This window comes from Paenibacillus hamazuiensis (assembly GCF_023276405.1).
Lineage (GTDB): Bacteria > Bacillota > Bacilli > Paenibacillales > NBRC-103111 > Paenibacillus_AF > Paenibacillus_AF hamazuiensis.
The window spans coordinates 8,735,787-8,756,889 of sequence record NZ_JALRMO010000001.1; the positions used below are offsets into that span (position 1 = coordinate 8,735,787).

Annotated in this window: 19 protein-coding genes and 1 pseudogene; 17 read left to right on the forward strand and 3 right to left on the reverse strand. The window is 51.9% G+C overall.

Going from position 1 to position 21,103, the window contains the following annotated elements; all coding sequences use genetic code 11:
• The first annotated feature begins 190 nt into the window (after positions 1 to 190).
• The 5 genes from MYS68_RS38145 to MYS68_RS38165 are packed head-to-tail and all read left to right on the forward strand — an operon-like array spanning position 191 to position 5,364.
• A complete protein-coding gene (locus tag MYS68_RS38145; RefSeq protein ID WP_248930735.1) occupies positions 191 to 862 on the forward strand; it encodes an aspartate/glutamate racemase family protein in 672 nt (223 codons plus the stop codon).
• Positions 863 to 895: 33 nt separating this feature from the next.
• Entirely contained in the window at positions 896 to 1,927 is a 1,032-nt protein-coding gene (locus MYS68_RS38150) for a LacI family DNA-binding transcriptional regulator (RefSeq protein ID WP_248930736.1), read from the forward strand.
• A gap of 19 nt (positions 1,928 to 1,946) precedes the next feature.
• Complete coding sequence (locus MYS68_RS38155; protein ID WP_248930737.1) at positions 1,947 to 2,714, forward strand: SDR family NAD(P)-dependent oxidoreductase; 768 nt, start codon at positions 1,947 to 1,949, stop codon at positions 2,712 to 2,714.
• Between the two features lie 35 nt (positions 2,715 to 2,749).
• On the forward strand, positions 2,750 to 3,916 hold the full coding sequence (locus MYS68_RS38160) for an iron-containing alcohol dehydrogenase (protein ID WP_248930738.1): 1,167 nt from the start codon (positions 2,750 to 2,752) through the stop codon (positions 3,914 to 3,916).
• A 20-nt stretch (positions 3,917 to 3,936) separates the two neighbouring features.
• Positions 3,937 to 5,364, forward strand: coding sequence for an aldehyde dehydrogenase family protein (locus tag MYS68_RS38165; protein WP_248930739.1), 1,428 nt, complete (start codon positions 3,937 to 3,939; stop codon positions 5,362 to 5,364).
• A 268-nt stretch (positions 5,365 to 5,632) separates the two neighbouring features.
• Here MYS68_RS38165 and acnA read toward each other — a convergent pair whose 3' ends face one another.
• Both acnA and MYS68_RS38175 read right to left on the reverse strand, forming a co-directional pair.
• Positions 5,633 to 8,323 (reverse strand): aconitate hydratase AcnA, encoded by a 2,691-nt coding sequence (gene acnA / locus MYS68_RS38170; protein WP_248930740.1) that lies wholly within the window; start codon positions 8,321 to 8,323, stop codon positions 5,633 to 5,635.
• A gap of 145 nt (positions 8,324 to 8,468) precedes the next feature.
• Positions 8,469 to 9,353: a LysR family transcriptional regulator gene (locus MYS68_RS38175; protein WP_248930741.1), complete on the reverse strand. Its 885-nt coding sequence runs from the start codon at positions 9,351 to 9,353 to the stop codon at positions 8,469 to 8,471.
• A 195-nt stretch (positions 9,354 to 9,548) separates the two neighbouring features.
• On the opposite strand from MYS68_RS38175, the gene MYS68_RS38180 reads away from it, so the two are divergent.
• The 12 genes and pseudogenes from MYS68_RS38180 (at position 9,549) to MYS68_RS38230 (ending at position 20,375) form a co-directional block, all read left to right on the forward strand.
• The gene (locus MYS68_RS38180; RefSeq protein ID WP_248930742.1) at positions 9,549 to 10,613 is read left to right on the forward strand and encodes an Ldh family oxidoreductase; all 1,065 of its coding nucleotides are present in this window, start codon (positions 9,549 to 9,551) and stop codon (positions 10,611 to 10,613) included.
• A 22-nt stretch (positions 10,614 to 10,635) separates the two neighbouring features.
• Entirely contained in the window at positions 10,636 to 11,445 is an 810-nt protein-coding gene (locus MYS68_RS38185; RefSeq protein WP_248930743.1) for a sugar phosphate isomerase/epimerase family protein, read from the forward strand.
• 15 nt (positions 11,446 to 11,460) lie between these two features.
• Positions 11,461 to 12,627, forward strand: coding sequence for an MFS transporter (locus MYS68_RS38190; protein WP_275983666.1), 1,167 nt, complete (start codon positions 11,461 to 11,463; stop codon positions 12,625 to 12,627).
• Between the two features lie 97 nt (positions 12,628 to 12,724).
• Positions 12,725 to 13,789 (forward strand): tripartite tricarboxylate transporter substrate binding protein, encoded by a 1,065-nt coding sequence (locus MYS68_RS38195; RefSeq protein WP_248930745.1) that lies wholly within the window; start codon positions 12,725 to 12,727, stop codon positions 13,787 to 13,789.
• A gap of 16 nt (positions 13,790 to 13,805) precedes the next feature.
• Positions 13,806 to 14,261 (forward strand): tripartite tricarboxylate transporter TctB family protein, encoded by a 456-nt coding sequence (locus tag MYS68_RS38200; RefSeq protein ID WP_248930746.1) that lies wholly within the window; start codon positions 13,806 to 13,808, stop codon positions 14,259 to 14,261.
• 19 nt (positions 14,262 to 14,280) lie between these two features.
• Positions 14,281 to 15,807 (forward strand): tripartite tricarboxylate transporter permease, encoded by a 1,527-nt coding sequence (locus MYS68_RS38205; protein ID WP_248930747.1) that lies wholly within the window; start codon positions 14,281 to 14,283, stop codon positions 15,805 to 15,807.
• A gap of 280 nt (positions 15,808 to 16,087) precedes the next feature.
• Positions 16,088 to 16,960: a LysR family transcriptional regulator gene (locus MYS68_RS38210; protein ID WP_248930748.1), complete on the forward strand. Its 873-nt coding sequence runs from the start codon at positions 16,088 to 16,090 to the stop codon at positions 16,958 to 16,960.
• Positions 16,961 to 17,203: 243 nt separating this feature from the next.
• A complete protein-coding gene (locus tag MYS68_RS38215) occupies positions 17,204 to 17,896 on the forward strand; it encodes a TerC family protein (RefSeq protein WP_248930749.1) in 693 nt (230 codons plus the stop codon).
• 160 nt (positions 17,897 to 18,056) lie between these two features.
• Entirely contained in the window at positions 18,057 to 18,185 is a 129-nt protein-coding gene (locus MYS68_RS38785; protein ID WP_275983667.1) for a hypothetical protein, read from the forward strand.
• The gene (locus tag MYS68_RS38220) at positions 18,176 to 18,721 is read left to right on the forward strand and encodes an aspartate/glutamate racemase family protein (protein WP_248930750.1); all 546 of its coding nucleotides are present in this window, start codon (positions 18,176 to 18,178) and stop codon (positions 18,719 to 18,721) included. Before MYS68_RS38785 ends, MYS68_RS38220 begins: the two co-directional genes overlap by 10 nt.
• Positions 18,722 to 18,808: 87 nt before the next feature.
• A pseudogene (locus MYS68_RS38225) lies at positions 18,809 to 20,103 on the forward strand (CitMHS family transporter).
• Between the two features lie 29 nt (positions 20,104 to 20,132).
• The gene (locus tag MYS68_RS38230; RefSeq protein ID WP_248930751.1) at positions 20,133 to 20,375 is read left to right on the forward strand and encodes an HPr family phosphocarrier protein; all 243 of its coding nucleotides are present in this window, start codon (positions 20,133 to 20,135) and stop codon (positions 20,373 to 20,375) included.
• A gap of 54 nt (positions 20,376 to 20,429) precedes the next feature.
• On the opposite strand, the gene MYS68_RS38235 is transcribed toward MYS68_RS38230, so the two are convergent.
• Entirely contained in the window at positions 20,430 to 21,050 is a 621-nt protein-coding gene (locus MYS68_RS38235; RefSeq protein WP_248930752.1) for an RraA family protein, read from the reverse strand.
• Between the last annotated feature and the right edge of the window lie 53 nt (positions 21,051 to 21,103).

A 21,103-nucleotide genomic window follows, 5' to 3' on the forward strand; every position in this document is an offset into this window, starting at 1 on the left:
TTTCAGAACGGCAACGGTTGCCAGAGCGGTTATTTGTGAACTTTCATCGTTTTAAGGGATACAAGATGGGAAATAAGCTCTGCCACAACCGTTACGATTTATAAATGACGTTTTTGAGCCAAATAAGCTCGACAGCAACCGTTAATCAGCCCGTATCCGTGTTCACTTAAAAAAGGAGGAGACAACCGATATGCATCAAGCCAAAAGGCAAATTGCGCTTGTCCACGCGACGATGAATTCCGTTCAACCAATTGTGGAAGCGTTTCAGGAGCATGCCCCGCATGTGAAATTGCTTCATTTTCTGGATGAAGGATTGATTTCAGAGCTCAACGAGACCGGTGTCGTTTCAGAGTCCATGGTCCGCAGGCTCGTCGGTTTGATGGAGCGTGCGGAACAGAGCCGGGCGGAGGGGATTATGCTGACATGCTCGTCGTTTACGCCGCAGGTTAACGGAATCAAACATCTTTTCTCCAAGCCGGTGCTGAGTGCGGATTACAGCATGCTGGAGCACGCGGTAAAGCTCGGGAAGCGAATCGGAGTCATTGCAACGGTTCAGGCGGCCGGACCGACGACGACGGGCCTTATCCAAGAGATAGCCGGGCGGGAAGGGGCTGACGTACATGTGGAGACGATCGTGCTCACGGAAGCTTTCGATGCGCTGCAGGCAGGTGATCCGAACAAGCATGATCAGCTCATAGGACAGCGAATACATGAAATGGAAAGCCGCTGCGATGTGATCGTACTGGCCCAAATGTCGATGGCTCGCGTGTTGAAGCAAGTTCCGAAGGGATCGGTACCTGTGCTGACCAGCCCGGAAATCAGCGTGAAGTCGATGCTTTCCGTCCTTTCTTGCGGCGATTAAAGAATACGTATTCTGAAAAAGGAAATGGCTTCCATGAATGCGGAAAAAATAACGATCCACGATGTCGCGAAAAAAGCGGGGGTTTCTCAACCGACCGTATCGAAGGTTCTCAACAAGTATCCGAACGTGAAACCGTCCACTCGTCAAAAAGTGCTCGATGCGATTGCGGAGCTCGGTTTTATTCCGGACGAAATAGCCCGCAGTATGGTGACGAACAAAACGAATACGATTGGACTTATCGTACAGGATATTGCCAATCCGTTTTATGCGGAAACGGCTCAGCTGGTAATACGCCACGCCAACATGGCCGGATACGAGATCGTTGTACTGGATGCGGGCCATAGGGATCGGAACATGGAGCATGCTTTAAAGACGCTCGTATCGAAGCGGGTAGACGGTATTATCGCCGCATCGGTTACCCGTGACGAACCAAGTGTGAAACGCCTTGCTCAAACCGGATTTCCTATCGTGCTCTATAACCGGAAAATGGATGACGCGATGACAAGTTATATTGAAGTCGATAATGAACTGGGCGTCCGCATGGCGATGAGTCATTTGATGGAAAACGGACACAGGCGGATCGGATACGTTTCCGGCCCGTTGAAATATTCCACCTTCCATGAACGGTATCGGGGGTATATTTCCAGTCTGCGAGATTCGGAGTTTGTGTATACGTCCGATTGGATTTATGACGGTGTTTTTGAATATGACGCTATATATTCGTATGTGCAGCGCGTACTGGGCGAACGGGACGGTCCGACAAGTTTTGTGGCGGCTTCGGATCAGATGGCAATGGCTGTCATGGACGCCGTGGTATCGATGGGATTGTCGGTGCCGCGAGACATCTCGATCATCGGTTTTGACAATATCGGTATTGCCGCCAATCCCTTAATCAATTTGACCACCGTCTCGCAGCAAAAAAAGAAAATGGCGCAGCTTGCGTTAGAGATTTTGCTGAAGCAGCTTGGCAGCGATCATCGGGATAAGCAGCCTGTTCAAGTAACACTGGAGCCGGAACTGATCATAAGAGGAACGACGGGGCCTTGCTTAAAGGCCAATGTGTAGGGAAGGAGGTGCCATGGGTATGAAGTTGAACCAATTATTTGATTTGGCCGGGAAAACCGCCGTTGTGACGGGGGCCAGTCAAGGCATAGGAAGCGACATGGCCAAGCTCCTTGCAAACGCCGGGGCCAAGGTGGCCCTGGTGGCCAGAAACGAAACAAAATTGGAGGCGCTGGCGGAAGAAATTCGGGCGGCCGAAGGGATGGCGCTGAGTATAGGCTGCGACGTTTTATCGGTCGATGAGCTGCCGGCCGTGATGCGCAAGGTTAACGAAACTTTCGGCAGTGTGGATATTCTCGTGAACAATGCGGGCACGAACATTGCCAAACCTGCCGAAGAGGTTACGGAAGCCGATTGGGATGCGGTGCTCGATTTAAATTTAAAAAGCGCTTTTTTCTGCAGTCAAGCCGCCGCCCGATTTATGAAGGAGAACGGGCGCGGCAAAATCATCAATATATCGTCTCAGATGGCTTTTGTAGGCTATTATAAACGCAGTGCTTATTGCTCCAGCAAAGGCGGGCTGCTGCAGCTTACTAGGGCGCTGGCCATCGAATGGGCTGCCTGCGGCATCAATGTGAACGCGATTGCACCCACGTTCATCGAAACTCCGTTAACGGAGCGGATGTTGGACGATCCCGAATTCAAAGAAGACGTGCTGAGGCGTATTCCGCTGGGGCGCTTGGCGAAACCGGAGGATTTGTTCGGGGCGCTTCTTTATTTGAGCTCCCGGGCATCGGACATGGTGACCGGGCAAACGATCGTCGTGGACGGCGGATGGACGGTATGGTAAGCGATAAATGATTTTAATTTCAGGAGGTATGATGAATGAGCGCTTATTCCGATTTTCGCATGCCGGGCAACGTCCGGTTCGGTGTACAGTCATTGCAGTCGCTGCCGGAGGAAGTCACCCGTTTCTCCCCTTCCCGGATCGCACTCGTGAGCGACAAAGGTTTGGAAGGGGCCGGTGTCGTGGGCCGAATCGTCGAATTGCTGGAGAGGCTTCATATTCCGTTAGTCGTTTTCACGGACATTCAAGGGGAGCCGACGTTTAAGCTGCTTGCCGGGGCTGTCGATTCGCTGCGTCAGGAAAGCTGCGATCTGGTGGTCGGGATCGGCGGCGGCAGCGCGATGGATATGGCCAAGACGATCGCCGCTTTGCTGGATAAATCCGATATTGCCCCTTATATCAGCGGCGAGAAGGCGATTGAGAATCGCAGCGTACCTTGCATTTTGCTGCCCACCACCTCCGGTACGGGCGCGGAAATGACGATGAACGCCATTTTCGGAGATGACGAGCAGGAGCTTAAACGGGGACTGGTGAGTCCTGCGCTGCTTCCCGATGTGGCCATTATCGATCCGATGCTGACGGTCTCCTGCCCGGCCCGTGTGACGGCCGCCTCCGGAGTCGATGCTTTTACGCATGCGATCGAATCTTACGTGGCGGTGCGCGCGACACCGGCGACGAAAATGTACGCCGAGCAGGCGATGAAGCTGTTCCCCGCCCATATTGCCCGCGCCGTTCATCACGGAAGCAGCGTCGATGCCCGGATCGGGATGAGTCTCGTCAGCAACTGGGCGGGGATATCATTGGCGAACGCCGGCGTCGGCGCCGTCCATGCGCTCGCTTATCCGCTCGGCGGGAAGTTTCACATCGAGCACGGGATAGCCAATGCCCTGTTGATGCCGTTTGTGTTTGAAGTGACGGGAAAAACCTGCACGGAGCAGATGGTGAACATCGCCGGATTTCTGCAGCTGGGCGATTACGGCAGCCGGCCGCACGAAGCTTTGCAGGCGGTTACGGATTACATGTTCCGGCTGCTTGGAGAGCTCGATCTGCCCACTTCGCTAAGCGGGCTCGGAGTGGACGAGGCCGCATTGCCGGTGCTTGCCGAACAGGCGTCGAAGATCGACCGTTTGCTGCTGAATACGCCGTATAAGCTGAACAAAGACAAGATTTTGCGGATCTATGAAAAGGCCTATCGTGGTGTTTAAATATAAGCGAAAGGAGTTTGATGGTCTTGGAGGCAAAAAAATTGTTTATCGGCGGTCAATGGGTCGCTGGAAAACGGCATTACGAACTGTTTTCCCCGTATAACGGAGAAAACCTTGGGCTCATCCCGCTCGCGGACCGGGCGGATGTGGAGGCGGCGCTGGCGAGCGCCCATGCTGCGGCGAAGACGATGCGACGTCTGACGGCGCTCGAACGATCGCAAATATTGGAGAGGGTGTCCCGGCTTTTTGAGCAAAAGTCGGAGGAATGTGCGCTCATCCTGGCAGCCGAGAACGCCAAGCCGCTCAAAGCGGCCAGGGCGGAGATCGCGCGCACGATAGAAACGTACAAGTTTGCCTCGGAAGAGGCCAAACGGATTCACGGCGAAACGGTTCCGCTGGATGCGGCCAAGGGCGGAAGGGGGAAGTTCGGGTTTACGGTGCGTGAACCGCTCGGTGTCATCGCGGCGATCACTCCGTTTAATTTTCCGTTCAACCTTACGGCGCATAAGCTCGGGCCGGCCTTTGCCGCCGGCAACGCCGTCGTGCTGAAACCGGCATCGCAAACGCCGCTTAGCGCCTTCATGACGGCCGGCATCTTCGAGCAGGCGGGCTTGCCTGCGGGAGCGCTTAACGTCGTGACCGGCCGGGGTGGCGATGTCGGAGACCTGCTCGTGAAAGACAGCCGGGTCAAAATGGTCACGTTTACCGGCAGCTATGAGGTCGGGCTCGGCATAAGGGAAAAAGCGGGGCTGAAGCGGGTCACGCTGGAGCTCGGATCGAACTCCGCCGTCATTGTCGACAGCGCCGAAAATATTCAAGCGGTAGCGGCCCGCTGCGTGGAAGGCTCTTTCAATTTCGCCGGTCAAGTATGCATTTCGATTCAGCGAATTTTCGTGAAGCGGGAGTTATTCGAGCTTTTTTTGGAGGCATTCGTCGAAAACGCGAAACGGCTCGTCGTCGGCGACCCGCGCTTAGAGCAGACGGATGTGTCGGCTCTCATCCACATACGCGAAGCGGAACGGATCGAACGCTGGGTGGCGGAAGCCGGGCAGGCCGGTGCACGGATCGTGCTCGGGGGGACGCGCGAAGGGGCCGTATTTCAGCCGACGGTCATCGCGGAGGGGCGTTCCGATTTGGCGCTGTCGTGCAGCGAGGCTTTCGGGCCGGTCGTCGTGATCAACCCGTACGAAGACTGGGAAGACGCTCTCGCCCAAGTGAATGCGTCGCAATACGGCCTGCAAGCCGGCGTGTATACGACCTCGGTGCAGCGGGCGTTTGAGGCGGCCGAACGGCTGGAGGTCGGCGGGGTGATCATCAACGACATTCCCTCCTTCCGGGTGGATCATATGCCTTACGGCGGCGTGAAGAACAGCGGCATCGGCAAGGAAGGCGTCAAATATTCCACGGAAGAGATGACGGAATTGAAGTTCGTGGCGTTTCATTTATAGGAAATACAAGAGGTGCCGGGGCTTTCCCGGCACCTCTAGCTTGTCGAAAAACCCAAAAAGCGGATGAATCCATTTGTCATGGGTGGGGGCATCCCCTCCGGCCGCTCTTGAAAACGTGTAAATTTAATCAATAAGCAGCGGTTTTTACACGTTTTCAAAGGCGGCCCGTAAACTCTCCGGGGAATACCCCTCACCTTATCAAGGGATTCATCTTGGAGTTGGGGTTTTCCGGGCAGCCTGGAGGTGCCGGGTATCCCGGCACCTCTTTTTACAGCTTGCGAAAGACGGTCTGCATAATGCCGCCGTTCCGATAATATTCCACGTCGACGACGTTATCGAGCCGGACGATGACGGGGAATTCGAAGCGGGTTCCATCTTCGCGCGTCGCGATGATGCGGATCGTTTGACCCGGCGCGATCCCGTCGTTCAGGCCGGCGGTGTCGAAACGCTCGCGGCCGGTAATGCCCAGCGACGCGGCGCTTGTGCCGGGGACGAACTGCAGCGGAAGAACGCCCATGCCAACCAGGTTGCTGCGGTGAATGCGTTCGAAGCTTTCCGCGATGATCATTTTGACCCCGAGCAGGTAAGGCCCCTTCGCCGCCCAATCTCTCGAACTTCCCGTGCCGTATTCCTTGCCGGCGATGACCGCCAGAGCGGTGCCGTTCTCCCGGTATTTCATCGCCGCGTCAAAGATGGACATCGTTTCGCCGGTCGGCAGATAGACCGTAACCCCGCCTTCGGAGCCCGGCACCAGCTGATTGCGGATTCGGACATTGGCAAACGCTCCGCGAATCATCACTTCGTGATTTCCGCGCCGGGAAGGGTACGAGTTGAAGTCTTCCCGCTTCACGCCATGCTGCAGCAAATACTGTCCTGCCGGACTGTCCGGTTTGATGGCGCCGGACGGGGAAGCATGGTCGGTCGTCACGGAATCGCCCAGCAAGGCGAGAACCCGGGCGGAGCCGATTTCCCGGATGCCTGGGGCATTTTTCTCAATACCTGCAAGAAAAGGCGGCTCCTGAATGTAAGTCGAACCTGCATCCCAGGCGTAAAGCTCGCCTTCCGGAACGTCCAGCTCGTTCCACCGGGGGTTCGCCTCGTAGACGTTGGCATATCGCTTGCGAAATAACTCCGGACGAACCGCGAGAGCCATCCACTCTTCGATTTCTGCGGACGAAGGCCAGATATCCTTTAAAAATACAGGTTCGCCGCGCTCATCACGGCCTATAGGTTCGCCCGCGAAATCGATATTGACGGTTCCGGCCAGCGCATAAGCGACGACAAGCGGAGGCGAAGCCAAATAGTTCGCTCTAATCTGCGGATGAATCCGGCCTTCGAAGTTGCGGTTGCCCGACAGCACTCCCGCAACGACCAGGTCGCCGCGCTGAACGGCCTCGCTGATTTCGTCGGGCAAAGGTCCCGAATTGCCGATACACGTGGCGCAGCCGTAACCTGTGATATGAAAGCCGAGCTGCTCCAAATATGGCAGAAGCCCGGATTCCGTCAAATAATCGGTCACTACGCGCGATCCCGGAGTGAGCGAGCTTTTGACGAAAAACGGCTTGCGCAGACCTTTCTCCACCGCCTTTTTGGCCAGAAGCCCTGCACCGATCAGCACGGACGGGTTGGACGTGTTGGTGCAGCTTGTTATCGCGGCCAGCACGACCGAACCGTGCGAAATAAGGCTTGTCTCTCCGTTCGGATGGCAGACGGTAACCGTTTTTTCCAGCTCTTCCTCGGTTAAGCCGTACCCTCCTTGGCTGATGGGGGAGCGTACGATGCCGTTGTAAGCTTGCTTCATGCGGGAAAGGTCGACCCGATCCTGCGGGCGCTTAGGTCCGGCCAGGCTCGGAACGACAGTGGAAAGATCAAGTTCGATGATGTCCGGGTAGACAGGTTCGGCGCGCTCCGGCGTCGCCAGCATCCCCTGTGCGCCGTAATAAGCTTCGATAAGCGCGAGTTGCTCTTCGCTGCGCCCGATTTGCCGCAAATACCGCAACGTTTCGCGGTCCACCGGGAAATACCCCATCGTCGCTCCGTATTCCGGAGCCATATTGGCGATCGTTGCCCGGTCGGCTACACTCATGCGGGCGACCCCGGGTCCGAAAAATTCGACGAACTTGCCGACAACGCCTTTTTTCCTCAGCATCTGCGTGACGGTCAGCGCAAGGTCGGTCGCCGTCGTTCCTTCCGGAAGCGAGCCGGTCAATCTGAAGCCGACCACCTCCGGCGTCACGAAATATAACGGCTGGCCAAGCATCGCCGCCTCCGCTTCAATGCCGCCTACTCCCCAGGCAACGATACCGAGTCCGTTAATCATCGTCGTGTGCGAATCGGTACCGACCAAGGAGTCGGGGTATACGACCGCGGAACCGTCGACAGCTTTGGTAACGGCAACGGACGATAACAGCTCCATATTGATCTGGTGCATGATCCCGGTCGACGGCGGTACGATGCGGATATTTTCGAAAGCCTGGCGGGCCCAGCGGAAAAACCGAAACCGTTCGCGGTTCCGCTCGAACTCCTTATCCTCGTTTAATTCCAGGGCGTCCGGCCGGGCGAAATAATCCACCGTGACGGAGTGATCGATAACCAGGTCGACCGGTATTAAAGGATTGACTTTGGAAGGGGCTCCCCCGATCCGATGCATCGCTTGACGCATGGCCGCCAGGTCGACAATGGCCGGCAGCCCCGTTGTGTCATGAAGCAGGATGCGCGCCGGTTTAAACGGAATTTCCTGGTTAGGATCCCGTTTCGTCGTCCATTGCGCCAGCTTGCGGATATGATCTTCGGTAATCCCGGTATGATCGCATTCCCGGACGGCCGCCTCCAGAAGAACCTTTATGCAATAAGGCAGGCCGGACACATTCCCAAATCCGTGCTCCTCCAAAGCTTGTATACGGTAATACGCGTATTCCTTGCCGCTGACGACTAAAGATGCCCGTGCCAGGTGATTCATCCGTGTATCCCCCCCGAATGTGTATTTCTGCGGTGTATCGCAAAGGTAGTATAAGACGAATCTCGGCTAACTGAAAAATAAGAATCTATTATCCTTTGGCATAGAAAACTTTCATGAGGGCCCGCACCCGTCCCGGCCTCGCCCGTTATTCCGGCAATGCGCTGATATCCTGCAGATCCAAGCCCTCTACAAATTCTACAAACGCTTTCACGACGTTATTGGAAAGCGATTCCTCGTAATAAAACATCCACGTTTCCCTTAGTATCGGATTGTTGTTTTTATCGTTCACCTCGAGCTTGTGCAGGTCCGGAATGTCGTTTATAAACATGGCCGGCAAAATCGCGTACCCGAGTCCGTTGACGACCATTTCCCGTCCCGTATCTCCGCGGTCGACCTTCATTGCAACTAACGGAGGTTTGGAAAAATGATCCGCCCACCAGTTGTCGATCAACGATTTGAATAAGTTATCGGTCTGGTAATCGATTTTCGGCACATTCGGAAGGTCGGCAAAATCAACGGGAAATTTGGAGACGATATAAATTTTCTCCTGGAACAAAAGATGCTTTCGTCCCGGCCAGCTGTACCCGCCGCGCACGAAACCGACATGCACCTCCTGATTGTATACGAGATTGAAAATGTCTTGGCTTTTGAGGGTTTCGACATGAAACTCCGCCTTGGGATACTGCTCCTTGAACAATCTCAAAATAATCGGCAGCTTGTACTTGCTGAAAAATGTAGAAACGCCAAGCCGGATCGTTCCTATCACTTCATCCGTCATATTGGTCAAGTCTTCCCTGATGTCCCGGTATAAGGAAAGCAGCTCGGAGGCGCGTTTGGCCAAATATTCGCCTTGAGGGGTAAAATGCACGCCCCTGATGCCGCGGTTGACGATTTTGACTCCAAGCTCTTCTTCGATGACCATGAGGCGTTTAGTCAGCGCAGGCTGGGTAATGAATAAGCTTTGCGCGGCTTTGGTAATATTTTTTTTCTCGTACAGTACATGTATGATCATCCAGTCCCGTTCATCCATGGCACCTTGCCCCCCTTGTCTCCTCTATTGTAACCTTCTGCCGTTCAAATTTCGAGGCCGCGCTTATTCCCAAAGGGGAAAAGTCCGCCGTGTTATTCATTTTTTTCATATTTGGCGATGATGAATTTGCATTTTATGACTTTTATCCCTCGTGTTAGCATGGTCATTAGACTTGATGAATACGAGGAGGATCCTATGACACAAATGATGATAAAACCCGACAAGCTGACCGAGTTTGCAGCCCGGCTGTTCATCGGCGGCGGTTTGCGGGACGAGGATGCACGTACGATTGCGGAGGATCTTGTGAAGGCGAACTTAAGAGGGCTTGACTCTCATGGCGTATCGCGGATTCCTATGTATTTGGAGCGGATTCGAAGAGGGGTTGTCCATTCGAGGCCCCATATAACGGTAAAAAATATCACCCCCGCCGTCTCGCTGGTCGACGGGGATGACGGAATGGGTTTTTTGGCAGGGCACCGGGCGATGGATGAAGCGATCCGGCTCGCCGCTCAAAGCGGAATCGGTCTGGTTGGGGTCAGACGCAGCACCCATTACGGCATGGCCGCTCTTTATGTGCAGCAGGCGATTGAAGCGGGATACATTGCGCTGGCCTATACCAACTCATCGCCGGCGATTCCGGTTTGGGGCGGGAGAACGGCGTTTCTCGGCGCGAGTCCGTTTGCTGCGGGAATTCCCGGCGGACAAGAGGTGCCATATGTGCTCGATATGGCGATGACGGTCATCGCCCGCGGAAAAATCCGGCTTGCCGCAACGCACGGAGAACCGATAGCGCTTGGGCTGGCCTTGGATAAAGACGGCGTTCCGACGACCGATGCGCGGAAAGCTTTTGAAGGGGTTTGTTTGCCCTTTGGGGGCGCCAAAGGAGCCGCGCTCGCCATGCTGATGGATTTGCTCGCCGGTGTGCTTACGGGAGCGAATTATGGCGGAGATGTGAAAAGCTTGTACTTCGATCACTCGGAGCCTCAAAACGTCGGGCATTTATTTATCGCCATAAAGCCGGATCTTTTTATACCGAAGGAAGAATTTGAGGAGCGCATGGACACTTTCGTTACGCGTGCCAAGGAATGCCCGAAGGCGCAGGGCTTCGATGAAATATTGATCCCGGGAGAACCGGAGGAAAGAACGGCGGCAAAACGCCGAGTCCAAGGAATTCCTTTGACGAGCGAGGTTGTGGACAGTCTTCGCAAAGAGGCAGAGCTGCAGGGCATGGACCCGAAAGACTACGATATCGGCGGATGATGCCAAGGAAGGGGCGATAGCCGTGAAATGGGCATACCCATATGCAACGCCGGAAACACGTCTGCCGATACTGGGATTTCGCGGCAGTCCGGATGAGGTTTTCTCCGATCTGAAGCGGCTCGGATATGACGGGATTGAAGCTTTTGTCCGCAATCCCGGCGAAATCGATATCGCTCTGCTCGAACGGCAGCTTTCCCGCTGCGGTCTCCAAATGGCCGCAGTAGGGACGGGGCCGGTCGTGAGCGAAGATAAGCTGACTTTTGCGGCGGAATCCGCCGAGGCCAGAAAGGCTGCGGTTTGGCGTGCGCTGCAAATCGTCGAGTTCGCTTCGCATTTCGGCGCTCCTGTCGCCATCGGCAAGCTTCGGGGCGATATCAATGAGGGGCAACCGGAGCGGTCTATGGGGTGGATTCGTGAAGCGCTCGAACAGGTATGTGCACGTGCGGATAAGCGCGGCATCCAAGTGCTGCTCGAGCCGCAAAACAAGTCGGTCATTAACAATTTGAACGGAACGCGGGAAACGGTACGGTTTATACGAGATTTGCAGATTCCCAATTTAAAGCTCATGCTTGATATTTACCATATGGACACTGAGGACGGATCGACGGTAAAAGGGTTCGCCGAGGGCAAAGGGCTGCTCCGTTACATTCATGCTGCGGATCATGACCGTCTGCCGCCCGGCCAGGGCGGGATGGACTTTGGTTTTATTATGCGAGAGCTACACGCAGCGGATTATACGGGTTATATCACTCCGGAAATCGTGCAAAAACCGGACAGCTTCACGGCAGCCAAACTTTCGGTCGATTTTTTGCGTTCCCTGGTTCCGGCGTGACGCCATGGAGGTTGAATGCGGGTGGTTTTAAGCACCGTTATCGTCATTGCGTTAGGCTTTACGACCATGATGAGCATTACGAGACCGCTCGTCACATTGGCCGCCTCCCAGCTCGGCGCCGGAGCTTTTGAGGTCGGTCTGTTGACGGCGGCGTACGCGTTTTTGCCGCTCCTCTTCGCCATTTACGCGGGGAAGCTCGCCGATAAGGCGGGGGATAAGCCGCCGCTCATTATTGGCACCATCGGAGCGGCCGTGGGGTTAATAATCCCTTATCTGGCACCGTCCATGCTTTCGCTGTACGTCTCTCAGATCGTCACGGGAATCGCCCACATATTAATTATGATTTCCTTGCAAAATGTACTCGGTCATGCAGCCGCCGAACACAACCGGGACCGTTACTTCAGCATGTTCAGCATGTTCGTCTCCGTCGGCGGCTTCGTCGGGCCGGCTGCAGGCGGCTATTTAGCCGAGACGGTTTCGTATTCGCATGCTTTTCTGACTGCATCCGCCATCGGGATCCTACCGATCCTATTTTCGTTTTTTATCCCTGCCGGGAGGAAAGGTACGGTCAAGGAGGACAAGACCGACGGCACCCGCTCAGGCACCTTGACCTTGCTGAAAAATCCGACCATTCGCAAAGCGCTCGCCTCGAGTGCTTTGGTGCTTTATTCCCGGGACATTTTCATAGCATACTATCCGCTGTTTGCGGCGAAGCTGGGTCACACCGAATCGCAAATCGGCTGGATTATCGCCCTTCAGGGCTTAGCTATGGTCGCTGTGCGCCTTTTTTTGGCTAGGCTCGTAGACATGTTTGAGCGCCGCTGGGTTTTGCTGGCATCCATCATGCTTGCCGGCGTCTCGTTTCTGCTTTTTCCGCTTGCCGGAGATCTTGTTATATTTGCCATTCTGAGCAGCGTGATGGGTATCGGATTAGGCTGCGGCCAACCGCTCTCGATGACAACAACGTACAACGCATCCCCGAAATCGAAAACGGGGGAAGTGCTCGGCCTGAGACTGGCGATAAATCGGCTTTCCCAGCTGATTGCTCCCTTGATTTTCGGATTGATCGGGGCTTGGGGCGGAATCGCGTTTGTGTTTTATTTCAGCGGGTTATTTCTTGTCGGCGGCGCTCTGTTCACGAGGTCCGGCTCAGGTGAAGCGAGTCATGCGAAAAAGTTATGAGGTGTAATAAAAAAACAGTATTTTATTTTAAACGCCCGCTGCTTTAACTTGTTAAGTAAGGCAAAATTAAAGCGCATTCATAAAAAGGAGGGTTTCCATGTTTTTTGAAAAGAAAAGGGTCACGACGATGATACTGGCAGGATCGCTTGCCGTAAGTTTAGCCGCATGCGGCGGCGAAGGAAAAGAAGCGGGCCCAAATTCAAACGCTTCCAAATCCGCAGGCTCGGCAGCAAGTTCGGCAAAGTCGAACTATCCGGAGAAACCGATGAGCTTGTTTGTTCCGGCCGGAGCCGGAGGCGGACTTGATGTCATGGCCAGAACGATGGCTAAAGTGCTGCCCGCCGCCAAACTGGTGGAGCAGACGATGACCGTTGAAAATAAACCGGGCGGCGGCCAGATTACCGGCACGACCGAATTTGCGATGAAAGATGCCGGAAACAATTACAAATTGATGATTACCTCCACACCTTTCGTATTGAATTATGTTAAAAAAGAAGGCGCTGCCACGGTCTCGTTCAGAGATGTGACCCCGCTCGCAAGGATGCAGGTTGATTTTGAAGGCATCGCCGTGAAAGCGGATTCAAAATATAAAGATTTAAAATCGTTCGTCGATGATTTGAAAGCGAACCCTTCGAAAGTGACGATTGTCGGCGGTGGCGCACCGGGGACGCTGGATTATCTGAATTCCATTCTGGTTGCGGACAAGTCGGGCGTCGATATTACGAAAATCAAATACGTTGCGTATGACGGCGGCGGAGAAGCGATGACGGCGCTGCTTGGCGGGAATGGCGACGCGATGACCTCCGATTTGTCCAGCTTTGCGGAGTATATTAAAGCGGGGAAAGTCAGGGTGCTCGGCATCGGCGCCCCGGAAAAAATAAAAGGCGAATTCAGCGGCATTCCAACGTATAAAGATCAGGGATTGGACCTTGTGGTCGCCAACTGGCGCGGAGTATTCGGGCCGAAAAACATGGCGGACGCCGCCAAAAAATATTGGGAAGAAAAGCTGAAAGCTCTCTCGGACAGCAAAGAGTGGAATGATGAGCTTGCCAAAATCGGTCTGCAAAACGGGTATATGAACAGTGCGGACTTCATTAAGTCAATGGAAGCCGAAGAATCGTCTTATTCGGCGACACTCAAAAAATTAGGTCTTGGAAAATAAAAGGGAGTGGCATACATTGAACAAAACGTTTGATCGCTACGCCGGTATTGTATTCCTTGCCCTGGGCGCCTTATGTATCAGCGAAAGCTTGAAAATATCGAAAGGCGCCTATGGCAGCGGCGTCGGTCCGAATACTTTGCCAATGGCACTGGGCATTGTTTTGATTTTGCTCAGCATCCGGCTCATTTACGAAACATTCCGTTATGCGAAATCGGAGAAGGCGCCCGCGAATTTGGACTATAAGCGGTTCGCCATCATTTTTGCCGCTGCCCTCCTATATGCCTTTTTCATAGAGGATCTGGGGTATGTCATCACGACTTTTCTATTTTTGTTTGTCGGTTTTCAGACGATGGAGAGGGGAAGGGTATGGTCATCTTTGATTATCGCTGCTGTTTTTTCCTTCGGCGTCTATTACCTGTACGTTGACGTGCTTGAAGGCACGCTTCCCGGCTTCCCGTCTTGGCTAAGCTGAATGTCCTAGGAGGAACTGCATGAACACCATCGACTATTTGCTGCATGGTTTTGCAACTGCATTCGAATGGCATAATCTCGTCTTTGCTTTTTTCGGGGTATTGATTGGAACGGCGGTAGGAGTGCTGCCGGGAATCGGGCCGATGAGCGGCGTGGCGCTGCTTATGCCGATCACCGCATCGCTTACCGGCGCATTGTCCCCGGAAGCGGCGGCTACCAGCTCGATTATACTGCTCGCAGGCGTCTACTACGGAGCGATGTACGGCGGTTCGACCACATCGATTTTGCTGAATACGCCCGGCGAGTCGTCATCGGTCGTAACGACTCTCGACGGCTATCAAATGGCAAGGCAGGGGCGCGCCGGGGCGGCGCTCGCTATCTCGGCGATCGGCTCTTTTACTGCCGGAATCGTTTCTTTAATCGGACTCATTTTTTTAGCAAAGCCGCTCACGGACATCGCGATCCATTTCGGTCCTGCGGAATATTTCTCCTTAATGCTGCTTGGCCTCGCTGCGGTAAGCGGGCTTGCCGGAAAATCAATGACTAAAGCATTAATTATGACGGTCTGCGGCCTAATGCTGGCCACGATCGGAATTGATCCTCTTTCGGGTGTCTCCCGGTTTACGTATAATCTTCCGGTTTTGTATTCGGGACTCGAGTTTTTGACGGTCGCCGTCGGCTTATTTGCAGTGGGTGAAGTGTTCAAAACGATCCTCGAAAGAGAAGGAAACGAAGGTTCGATAGCCAAAATCAACCGGATTTTGCCTACCAAACAAGATTTGAAGGACAGCGCTGCCCCTATACTGCGCGGATCGGTACTGGGATTTTTTATTGGCGTATTGCCCGGCGCCGGTGCCACATTGGCTTCCTTTTTCTCTTATATTATGGAGAAAAAAATCAGTAAAACTCCCGAAGAGTTCGGCAAAGGATCGATTAAAGGCGTTGCCGCGCCGGAATCCGCGAACAATGCTGCGGCCGGCGGTGCGATGATCCCGCTTCTGACTTTGGGCATCCCGGGTTCGGGGACGACGGCTATATTGCTTAGCGCGTTCATCATGTACAACATTCAACCGGGTCCGCTGCTGTTCAATCAGCACCCTCAAGTAGCGTGGGGCGTCATCGCCAGCATGTTTATCGGCAACCTGATGCTGCTTATTCTCAATATGCCTCTTGTCAAAGTGTTCGCCAAGGTCATTGAAACGCCGGCCAAATATTTGATTCCTTTTATTGTCGCTTTTTCTGTTTTTGGCGTATATGCGGTGCAATATTCCGTCTTTGATCTCGTGCTCTTAATGGGCTGCGGAGTGGCCGGTTACTTTTTAAGCAAAAATGATTTTCCTTTAGCTCCGCTAGTTCTGGGATTGGTGCTTGGCCCGATGATTGAAAACAATTTACGCAGGGCACTTACGATTTCCAACAACAGCTTGTCCATTTTTATTGAAAAGCCGATTTCGCTCACTTTTCTGATTATCGGCCTCCTCTGGCTTGCCATTCCTTTGCTGCTCAAAATAAGAGGCAGAAAAGTGCTGATTAACGAGGAAGCTTAAACGGTATCAGGAGAAAAATCGCAAATCACCGCCGCTTTCATTGGTGAATTGCGATTTTTTTGTGTTCTATAAGACAAAAGAACTTATAGAGCGTGTTCAAAAAGCGAGCGAAGGAGTTTAGGGGTATGCTAAGCGTATCCTTCCGATGCAAGTTTTCCTTCGGAAAACTCTTAGAGCGATAGCATTCGCCTTTGAGATCGTAAATAATCCGCTTTGCTCTTATATTAACCCCAAATATAAGCTAGACTATATACATACTATTTTGTTGGGGGACAACCGGATGGAAACTCGAGATTGGTTGATTCTGAAAGTTTTAAACGATGAGAAAAATATTACGAAGACAGCCGACAGTCTGTACATATCTCAGCCGGCTCTAACCAAGAGGTTGCAGCAGATCGAAAAGGAGTTTGGCGTGCAAATTGTACATCGAGGCAGAAGAGGAGTTCATTTTACGCCGCAAGGTGAGTATCTGGTGAAGTGTGCCGAAGAAATGCTTGGCCGTATGCATGAAATCAAAGATCATATCGGTAATATGAGCGATGATGTAGTAGGAACATTGAGGCTGGGGGTCACCAATTTTATTACGAGACACAAGCTTCCGAGAATACTAAAGCTGTTTAAAGACATGTATCCCAAGGTGGAGTTTCAAGTAACAAGCGGCTGGAGCGGAGACCTGTACAATCAAATATATAATCAGGAAATTCACGTGGCTTTCATCCGCGGCGATTATAAATGGCAGGATCAAAAACATTTGCTGCTGGAAGAAACGGTATGTGTCGTTTCATCCCATTCCATCGATCTTAAGGATCTCCCCGATCTTCCGCGCATCGAGTATAAAGGCGATGCCAAGCTGAAGGAATTGATCACAAGCTGGTGGACCGACAATTATTCGCGGCCTCCTTTGATCGGCATTGAAGTGGATAAGACCGACACATGCAGGGAAATGGTGATTAACGGACTGGGCTACGCCATTATGCCCAGTTTGGTAGTGGAAGATTCGAAGGATTTATATAAAATGAACATTACGAAAAAAGACGGTTCTCCGATCAAAAGGGAAACGTGGATGTTTTACCATGAAGAGTTTTTGGAATTAAAAATAGTCAACTGTTTCGTTGATTTTATCAAAAGCCTGGATTTTAGAAGCTCCTTTTAGTTCGAGCCCGGAAAGGTTTTATGGAAAAAAACCGACCGGGAGATTTCCCCTACTCCGCAGCGGCGTACCTTTTTGAACATACTCACGCTCTTAACGGGATTTTCTATTTTCTTACCATTGAAAATATTGATTGTTTGCCATAACAGATTCGTATTAGTTCCATACTGCCGACCATGATATACTTGGAAACGTTCACATTATAGTGGCTGACTACTGTTTTTTGCGTCATCGGGAGGTAGAATTATGGAAACATTGATTGTCGGATTGCTGAAAATAATCATCATCAACATTGTGCTAAGCGGCGATAATGCAGTCGTCATTGCCCTGGCTTGCCGCAACCTGCCGGCTCACCAACAGAAAAAAGCGGTTTTCTTCGGTAGCTTCGGGGCGATTGCATTAAGAATCATCCTGACCTTTATTGCCGTCTGGCTTCTGAGAATTCCTTTCGTGCAAGTAGCCGGCGGTTTGCTGCTCCTGTATATCGCCGTTAAATTATTAATAGGCGGCGAAGAAGACGAGATTCATTCCGGTGCGACCATCGGTGAAGCTATCAAAACGATTGTCATTGCCGATCTCGTAATGAGCCTGGATAATGTTCTTGCCGTAGCGGGAGCGGCCGAGGGCAGCTGGCTTCTTATCGGGCTTGGACTGGCGATCAGTATTCCGCTGATTATTTGGGGAAGTCAGCTGCTCATGACTCTTATGAACCGATTCCCTGTTATTGTGTGGCTTGGAGCGGGATTGCTCGGATATACGGCGGGAGAAATGGTGGTAAACGATAAAGCCATCGGAGCTTTGTTGGAGAAAACGCTGTATTCGATGCATTACGTTATCCCAATTGTCTCCGCGATTTTCGTCATTGTAATGGGCAGGGTTTTGAATAAGAAAAAGCACAAAGATGAGGCAGCTGAAGAAGCAAATTCGGCTGTCTTATGAAAAGAGAGGGTTCGGGAAATTTCCCGGCCCTCTCTTCTTTTTGAAGCAGTATCATTCGAAATTTTGATTGTCCCGTATAACTAATCGGTATTATTTTAATTTTCTCATCTGCTCTAAACTTAATATCGGGAAAAAAAATTACTTTAGGAGGCCGAGTGTAATGAAAACGAGAATAGGTCTTGTTCATGCAACGCTCAGCGCGGTGGACCCGCTGCTTGAAACGTTCAAAAAAATTATCCCGACACGGAAATCGTTAACTTTCTGGATGAAGGGCTCCTTTTGGCGGTAAACGAGCAGGGGGGCATTACGCCTGAATTAATGAAACGTCTAACAGATCTAATCCGGAAAGCTGTAGATACCAAAGCGGACGGAATTCTGCTTTCTTGTTCGTCATTTTCTCCTCTCATTCCGGAAATTCAAAAGCAGTTTTCCATTCCTGTGCTTAGTGTGGATGGAGCTATGCTCGATTTAGCGGTTAAGCAAGGTCGTCGGATCGGTGTGATCGCTACGGTGGCGGCCGCCGGGCCTGCTACCAGGATGCTGCTGGAAAAGGCTGCGGAAGAACTCGGAAAACCGCTGCAAATCTTTGTAGATGTTGTGCCGGAAGCTTTTGAGGCATTGAAGAGCGGAGATACCTTGAAGCACGATCAACTAATTAAAGAAAGCGCCGAGAAGCTGTTACATGACGTAGATCTGATCGTTTTGGCTCAAATTTCGATGGCGCGTACTGCAGTTGTGCTGGAAGGGGGAGGAGTTTCTGTGCTTACAAGCCCGCAAATAAGCGCCCATTCGATCATGAACGAAATTGAGCATAGACATAAATAAAACGAATGGCTCTTCATAGGAAAACGATGCAGGACAAAGAAGAAAACGCTTTAAGAATCGAATTCGACCGGATCTGGGGAGGACACCATGTTATTATCGTTACTTGGATTTTTGACGCTTGCTTTTTTTACTTATTTGGTAATGGCCAAAAGAATGATAGCTTTCACCGCAATTATTTTCGTGCCGATTGTGTTCGCTTACATAGGAGGATTCGGTCCCCAATTGGGAAGCATGATGCTTTCGGGAGTGAAAACGGTTGCTCCAACCGCCGTGCTGCTTCTTTTCGCAATTCTTTTTTTCGGCATTATGATGGATTCGGGGTTGTTTGATCCCGTAAGCAATAAAATACTTCAAATCGCCAAGGGCGACCCGGCCAAAATTGCGGTGGGGACGGGAGTTCTTGCGCTGTTATGCGCTTTGGACGGGGACGGTACGACCACATATATGATCGTATGCTCAGCAATGCTGTCCATCTACAGGCGAATTGGCATGAATCCGTTAGTACTCGCTACCGTCTCCATTCTTTCGCTCGGAAAGTGGCGGGGATGACTCCGTGGGGAGGTTCGGCGACAAGAGCCATCAGCATACTTGGAGTCGAGGCGTCCCAGTATTTTAACCCGTTTATTCCTACCATGATATGCGGCTCCTTATGGATTCTGCTTACGGCTTACATTTTGGGGCGGATGGAACGCAAGCGAATTGGGATCGCCATGTTGGAACAATCGGAAGCAGCTGCAGGTTCTGCCGAGGAACGACGTCCCCAAAAACGTTGGTTGATTTGGGTCAACTTATTATTGACCGTCGCTCTCATGGTTGTGCTGATCATGGATGTCATTCCTATTTCCATTTTGTTCATTATCGGATTTTCCATTGCACTGATCATTAATTTTCCTAATATCGAAGAACAGAAAAAAATGATTAAAGAACATGCAGGCAATGCCATTCCTGTGGTGAGCTTGGTTCTGGGGGCGGGGATTTTTACCGGAATTCTTTCGGGTACCAAAATGGTCGATGCCATGGCAGGCGATTTGGTCTCGTGGATCCCTACTTCGTTTGGTCCTTACTTTACCGTTATTACTGCGATAATCGGCATACCCTTAAGCTTTTTTATGTCTAACGATGCCTACTTCTTCGGAGTCGTTCCTGTTTTGGCAAAGTCCGCGGCGCAGTATGGGATTGCTCCTGTAGAAATCGCAAGGGCATCGACAGTGGGACAAGCTATCCATCTGATTGGTCCTACTTCCGCGCCATTGTGGGTGCTGATTGAGCTGATTCGCTCCGATCTCGGAAAACTGCAGCGTTTTTCCATCGTGTGGATTCTTCTTGCTTCAGCCGCATTAATTGTTTTCTCTCTTCTAACAGGAGCTATATCTATAGGTTAAATCCACGTTTTCCTGGAGGCGATTTCTTTATGAACAGAGGTCAAACGCAAGCGATTGTAGAAATCAATCACGCGGCCGGCAAGTTTAAGTCCAGCATAGTTCTCCGAGTAGACAATAAATACATTGATGTGAAAAGCATGCTAAGCTTGAGCATAACCTTATTCAAAAATGAGAAGTATAAGCTGGAGATACATGGACCGGATGAGATCGAAGCGAAGTCCGCTATGGCAGAGCAGTTCGCCAAACATGGATTAATCGCAGAAATCAATTAAATGGTAAAAGAGAGCGCCTCTCTTCATGAAAGGCGCTCTTGTTAATAGGAGTAATTATTTTGACCCTATCATCTCATCCAAATATTTTCTGATTGCTTCCGGATTGCCGGAAACCGAAGCTTCACGTTCCCGATCCTTGGCTAGCTTGGCGAGCGATTGCTGTAATATTTGCTGTTCCTTCTCCTGAGGAACAACGACAACTCCATCGGCATCGCCTACGACAATATCGCCGGGCCGAACGCTGACGCCTCCGCAGGAAATGGGCACATTCACCTCGCCCCAACCGGATTTATTGCTCGAAGCAACGGTTGCTCCTTTGCAAAACACCGGATAATTCAGCGCCTTCGTTGCCAAAATGTCCCGAATGACGCCGTCGGCGACGATCCCGGCAATCCCAAGCGTCTGGGCCAGGCCGATGATGAAGTCGCCTGCAACGGTGCGGTAAGTTTCGCCTTTGCTGTCGATAACGAGCACATCTCCCGGTTTGGCTTCCCGGATCGCTTTTAATACGGTCAGATTATCTCCTACGGGCATTTTGACGGTGAAGGCTCTTCCCGCCACCCTGTATTCTTCTTTTAACGGCTTGATGCTTGAATCCATATTATTCAGGCCTTGCATCGTATCGGAAATACACGTTGTAGGTATGGCTTCGAATTGTTTTACGATATCGGACATCGGTTTACCTCCCAAGTTTAATGAATGTTTAAGAAATATCCGTATTATACAGG

What these genes read in the sequence shown, in the direction of transcription:
- MYS68_RS38180 (WP_248930742.1), top strand. Translation starts at nt 9,549, where the DNA reads ATGACACAAATGATGATAAAACCCGACAAGCTGACCGAGTTTGCAGCC.
- MYS68_RS38230 (WP_248930751.1), top strand. Translation starts at nt 20,133, where the DNA reads ATGAACAGAGGTCAAACGCAAGCGATTGTAGAAATCAATCACGCGGCC.
- MYS68_RS38150 (WP_248930736.1), top strand. Translation starts at nt 896, where the DNA reads ATGAATGCGGAAAAAATAACGATCCACGATGTCGCGAAAAAAGCGGGG.
- MYS68_RS38210 (WP_248930748.1), top strand. Translation starts at nt 16,088, where the DNA reads ATGGAAACTCGAGATTGGTTGATTCTGAAAGTTTTAAACGATGAGAAA.
- MYS68_RS38160 (WP_248930738.1), top strand. Translation starts at nt 2,750, where the DNA reads ATGAGCGCTTATTCCGATTTTCGCATGCCGGGCAACGTCCGGTTCGGT.
- MYS68_RS38215 (WP_248930749.1), top strand. Translation starts at nt 17,204, where the DNA reads ATGGAAACATTGATTGTCGGATTGCTGAAAATAATCATCATCAACATT.
- MYS68_RS38190 (WP_275983666.1), top strand. Translation starts at nt 11,461, where the DNA reads ATGCGGGTGGTTTTAAGCACCGTTATCGTCATTGCGTTAGGCTTTACG.
- MYS68_RS38195 (WP_248930745.1), top strand. Translation starts at nt 12,725, where the DNA reads ATGTTTTTTGAAAAGAAAAGGGTCACGACGATGATACTGGCAGGATCG.
- MYS68_RS38175 (WP_248930741.1), bottom strand. Translation starts at nt 9,353, where the DNA reads ATGGATGAACGGGACTGGATGATCATACATGTACTGTACGAGAAAAAA.
- acnA (WP_248930740.1), bottom strand. Translation starts at nt 8,323, where the DNA reads ATGAATCACCTGGCACGGGCATCTTTAGTCGTCAGCGGCAAGGAATAC.
- MYS68_RS38205 (WP_248930747.1), top strand. Translation starts at nt 14,281, where the DNA reads ATGAACACCATCGACTATTTGCTGCATGGTTTTGCAACTGCATTCGAA.
- MYS68_RS38155 (WP_248930737.1), top strand. Translation starts at nt 1,947, where the DNA reads ATGAAGTTGAACCAATTATTTGATTTGGCCGGGAAAACCGCCGTTGTG.
- MYS68_RS38235 (WP_248930752.1), bottom strand. Translation starts at nt 21,050, where the DNA reads ATGTCCGATATCGTAAAACAATTCGAAGCCATACCTACAACGTGTATT.
- MYS68_RS38165 (WP_248930739.1), top strand. Translation starts at nt 3,937, where the DNA reads ATGGTCTTGGAGGCAAAAAAATTGTTTATCGGCGGTCAATGGGTCGCT.
- MYS68_RS38785 (WP_275983667.1), top strand. Translation starts at nt 18,057, where the DNA reads ATGAAAACGAGAATAGGTCTTGTTCATGCAACGCTCAGCGCGGTGGAC.
- MYS68_RS38145 (WP_248930735.1), top strand. Translation starts at nt 191, where the DNA reads ATGCATCAAGCCAAAAGGCAAATTGCGCTTGTCCACGCGACGATGAAT.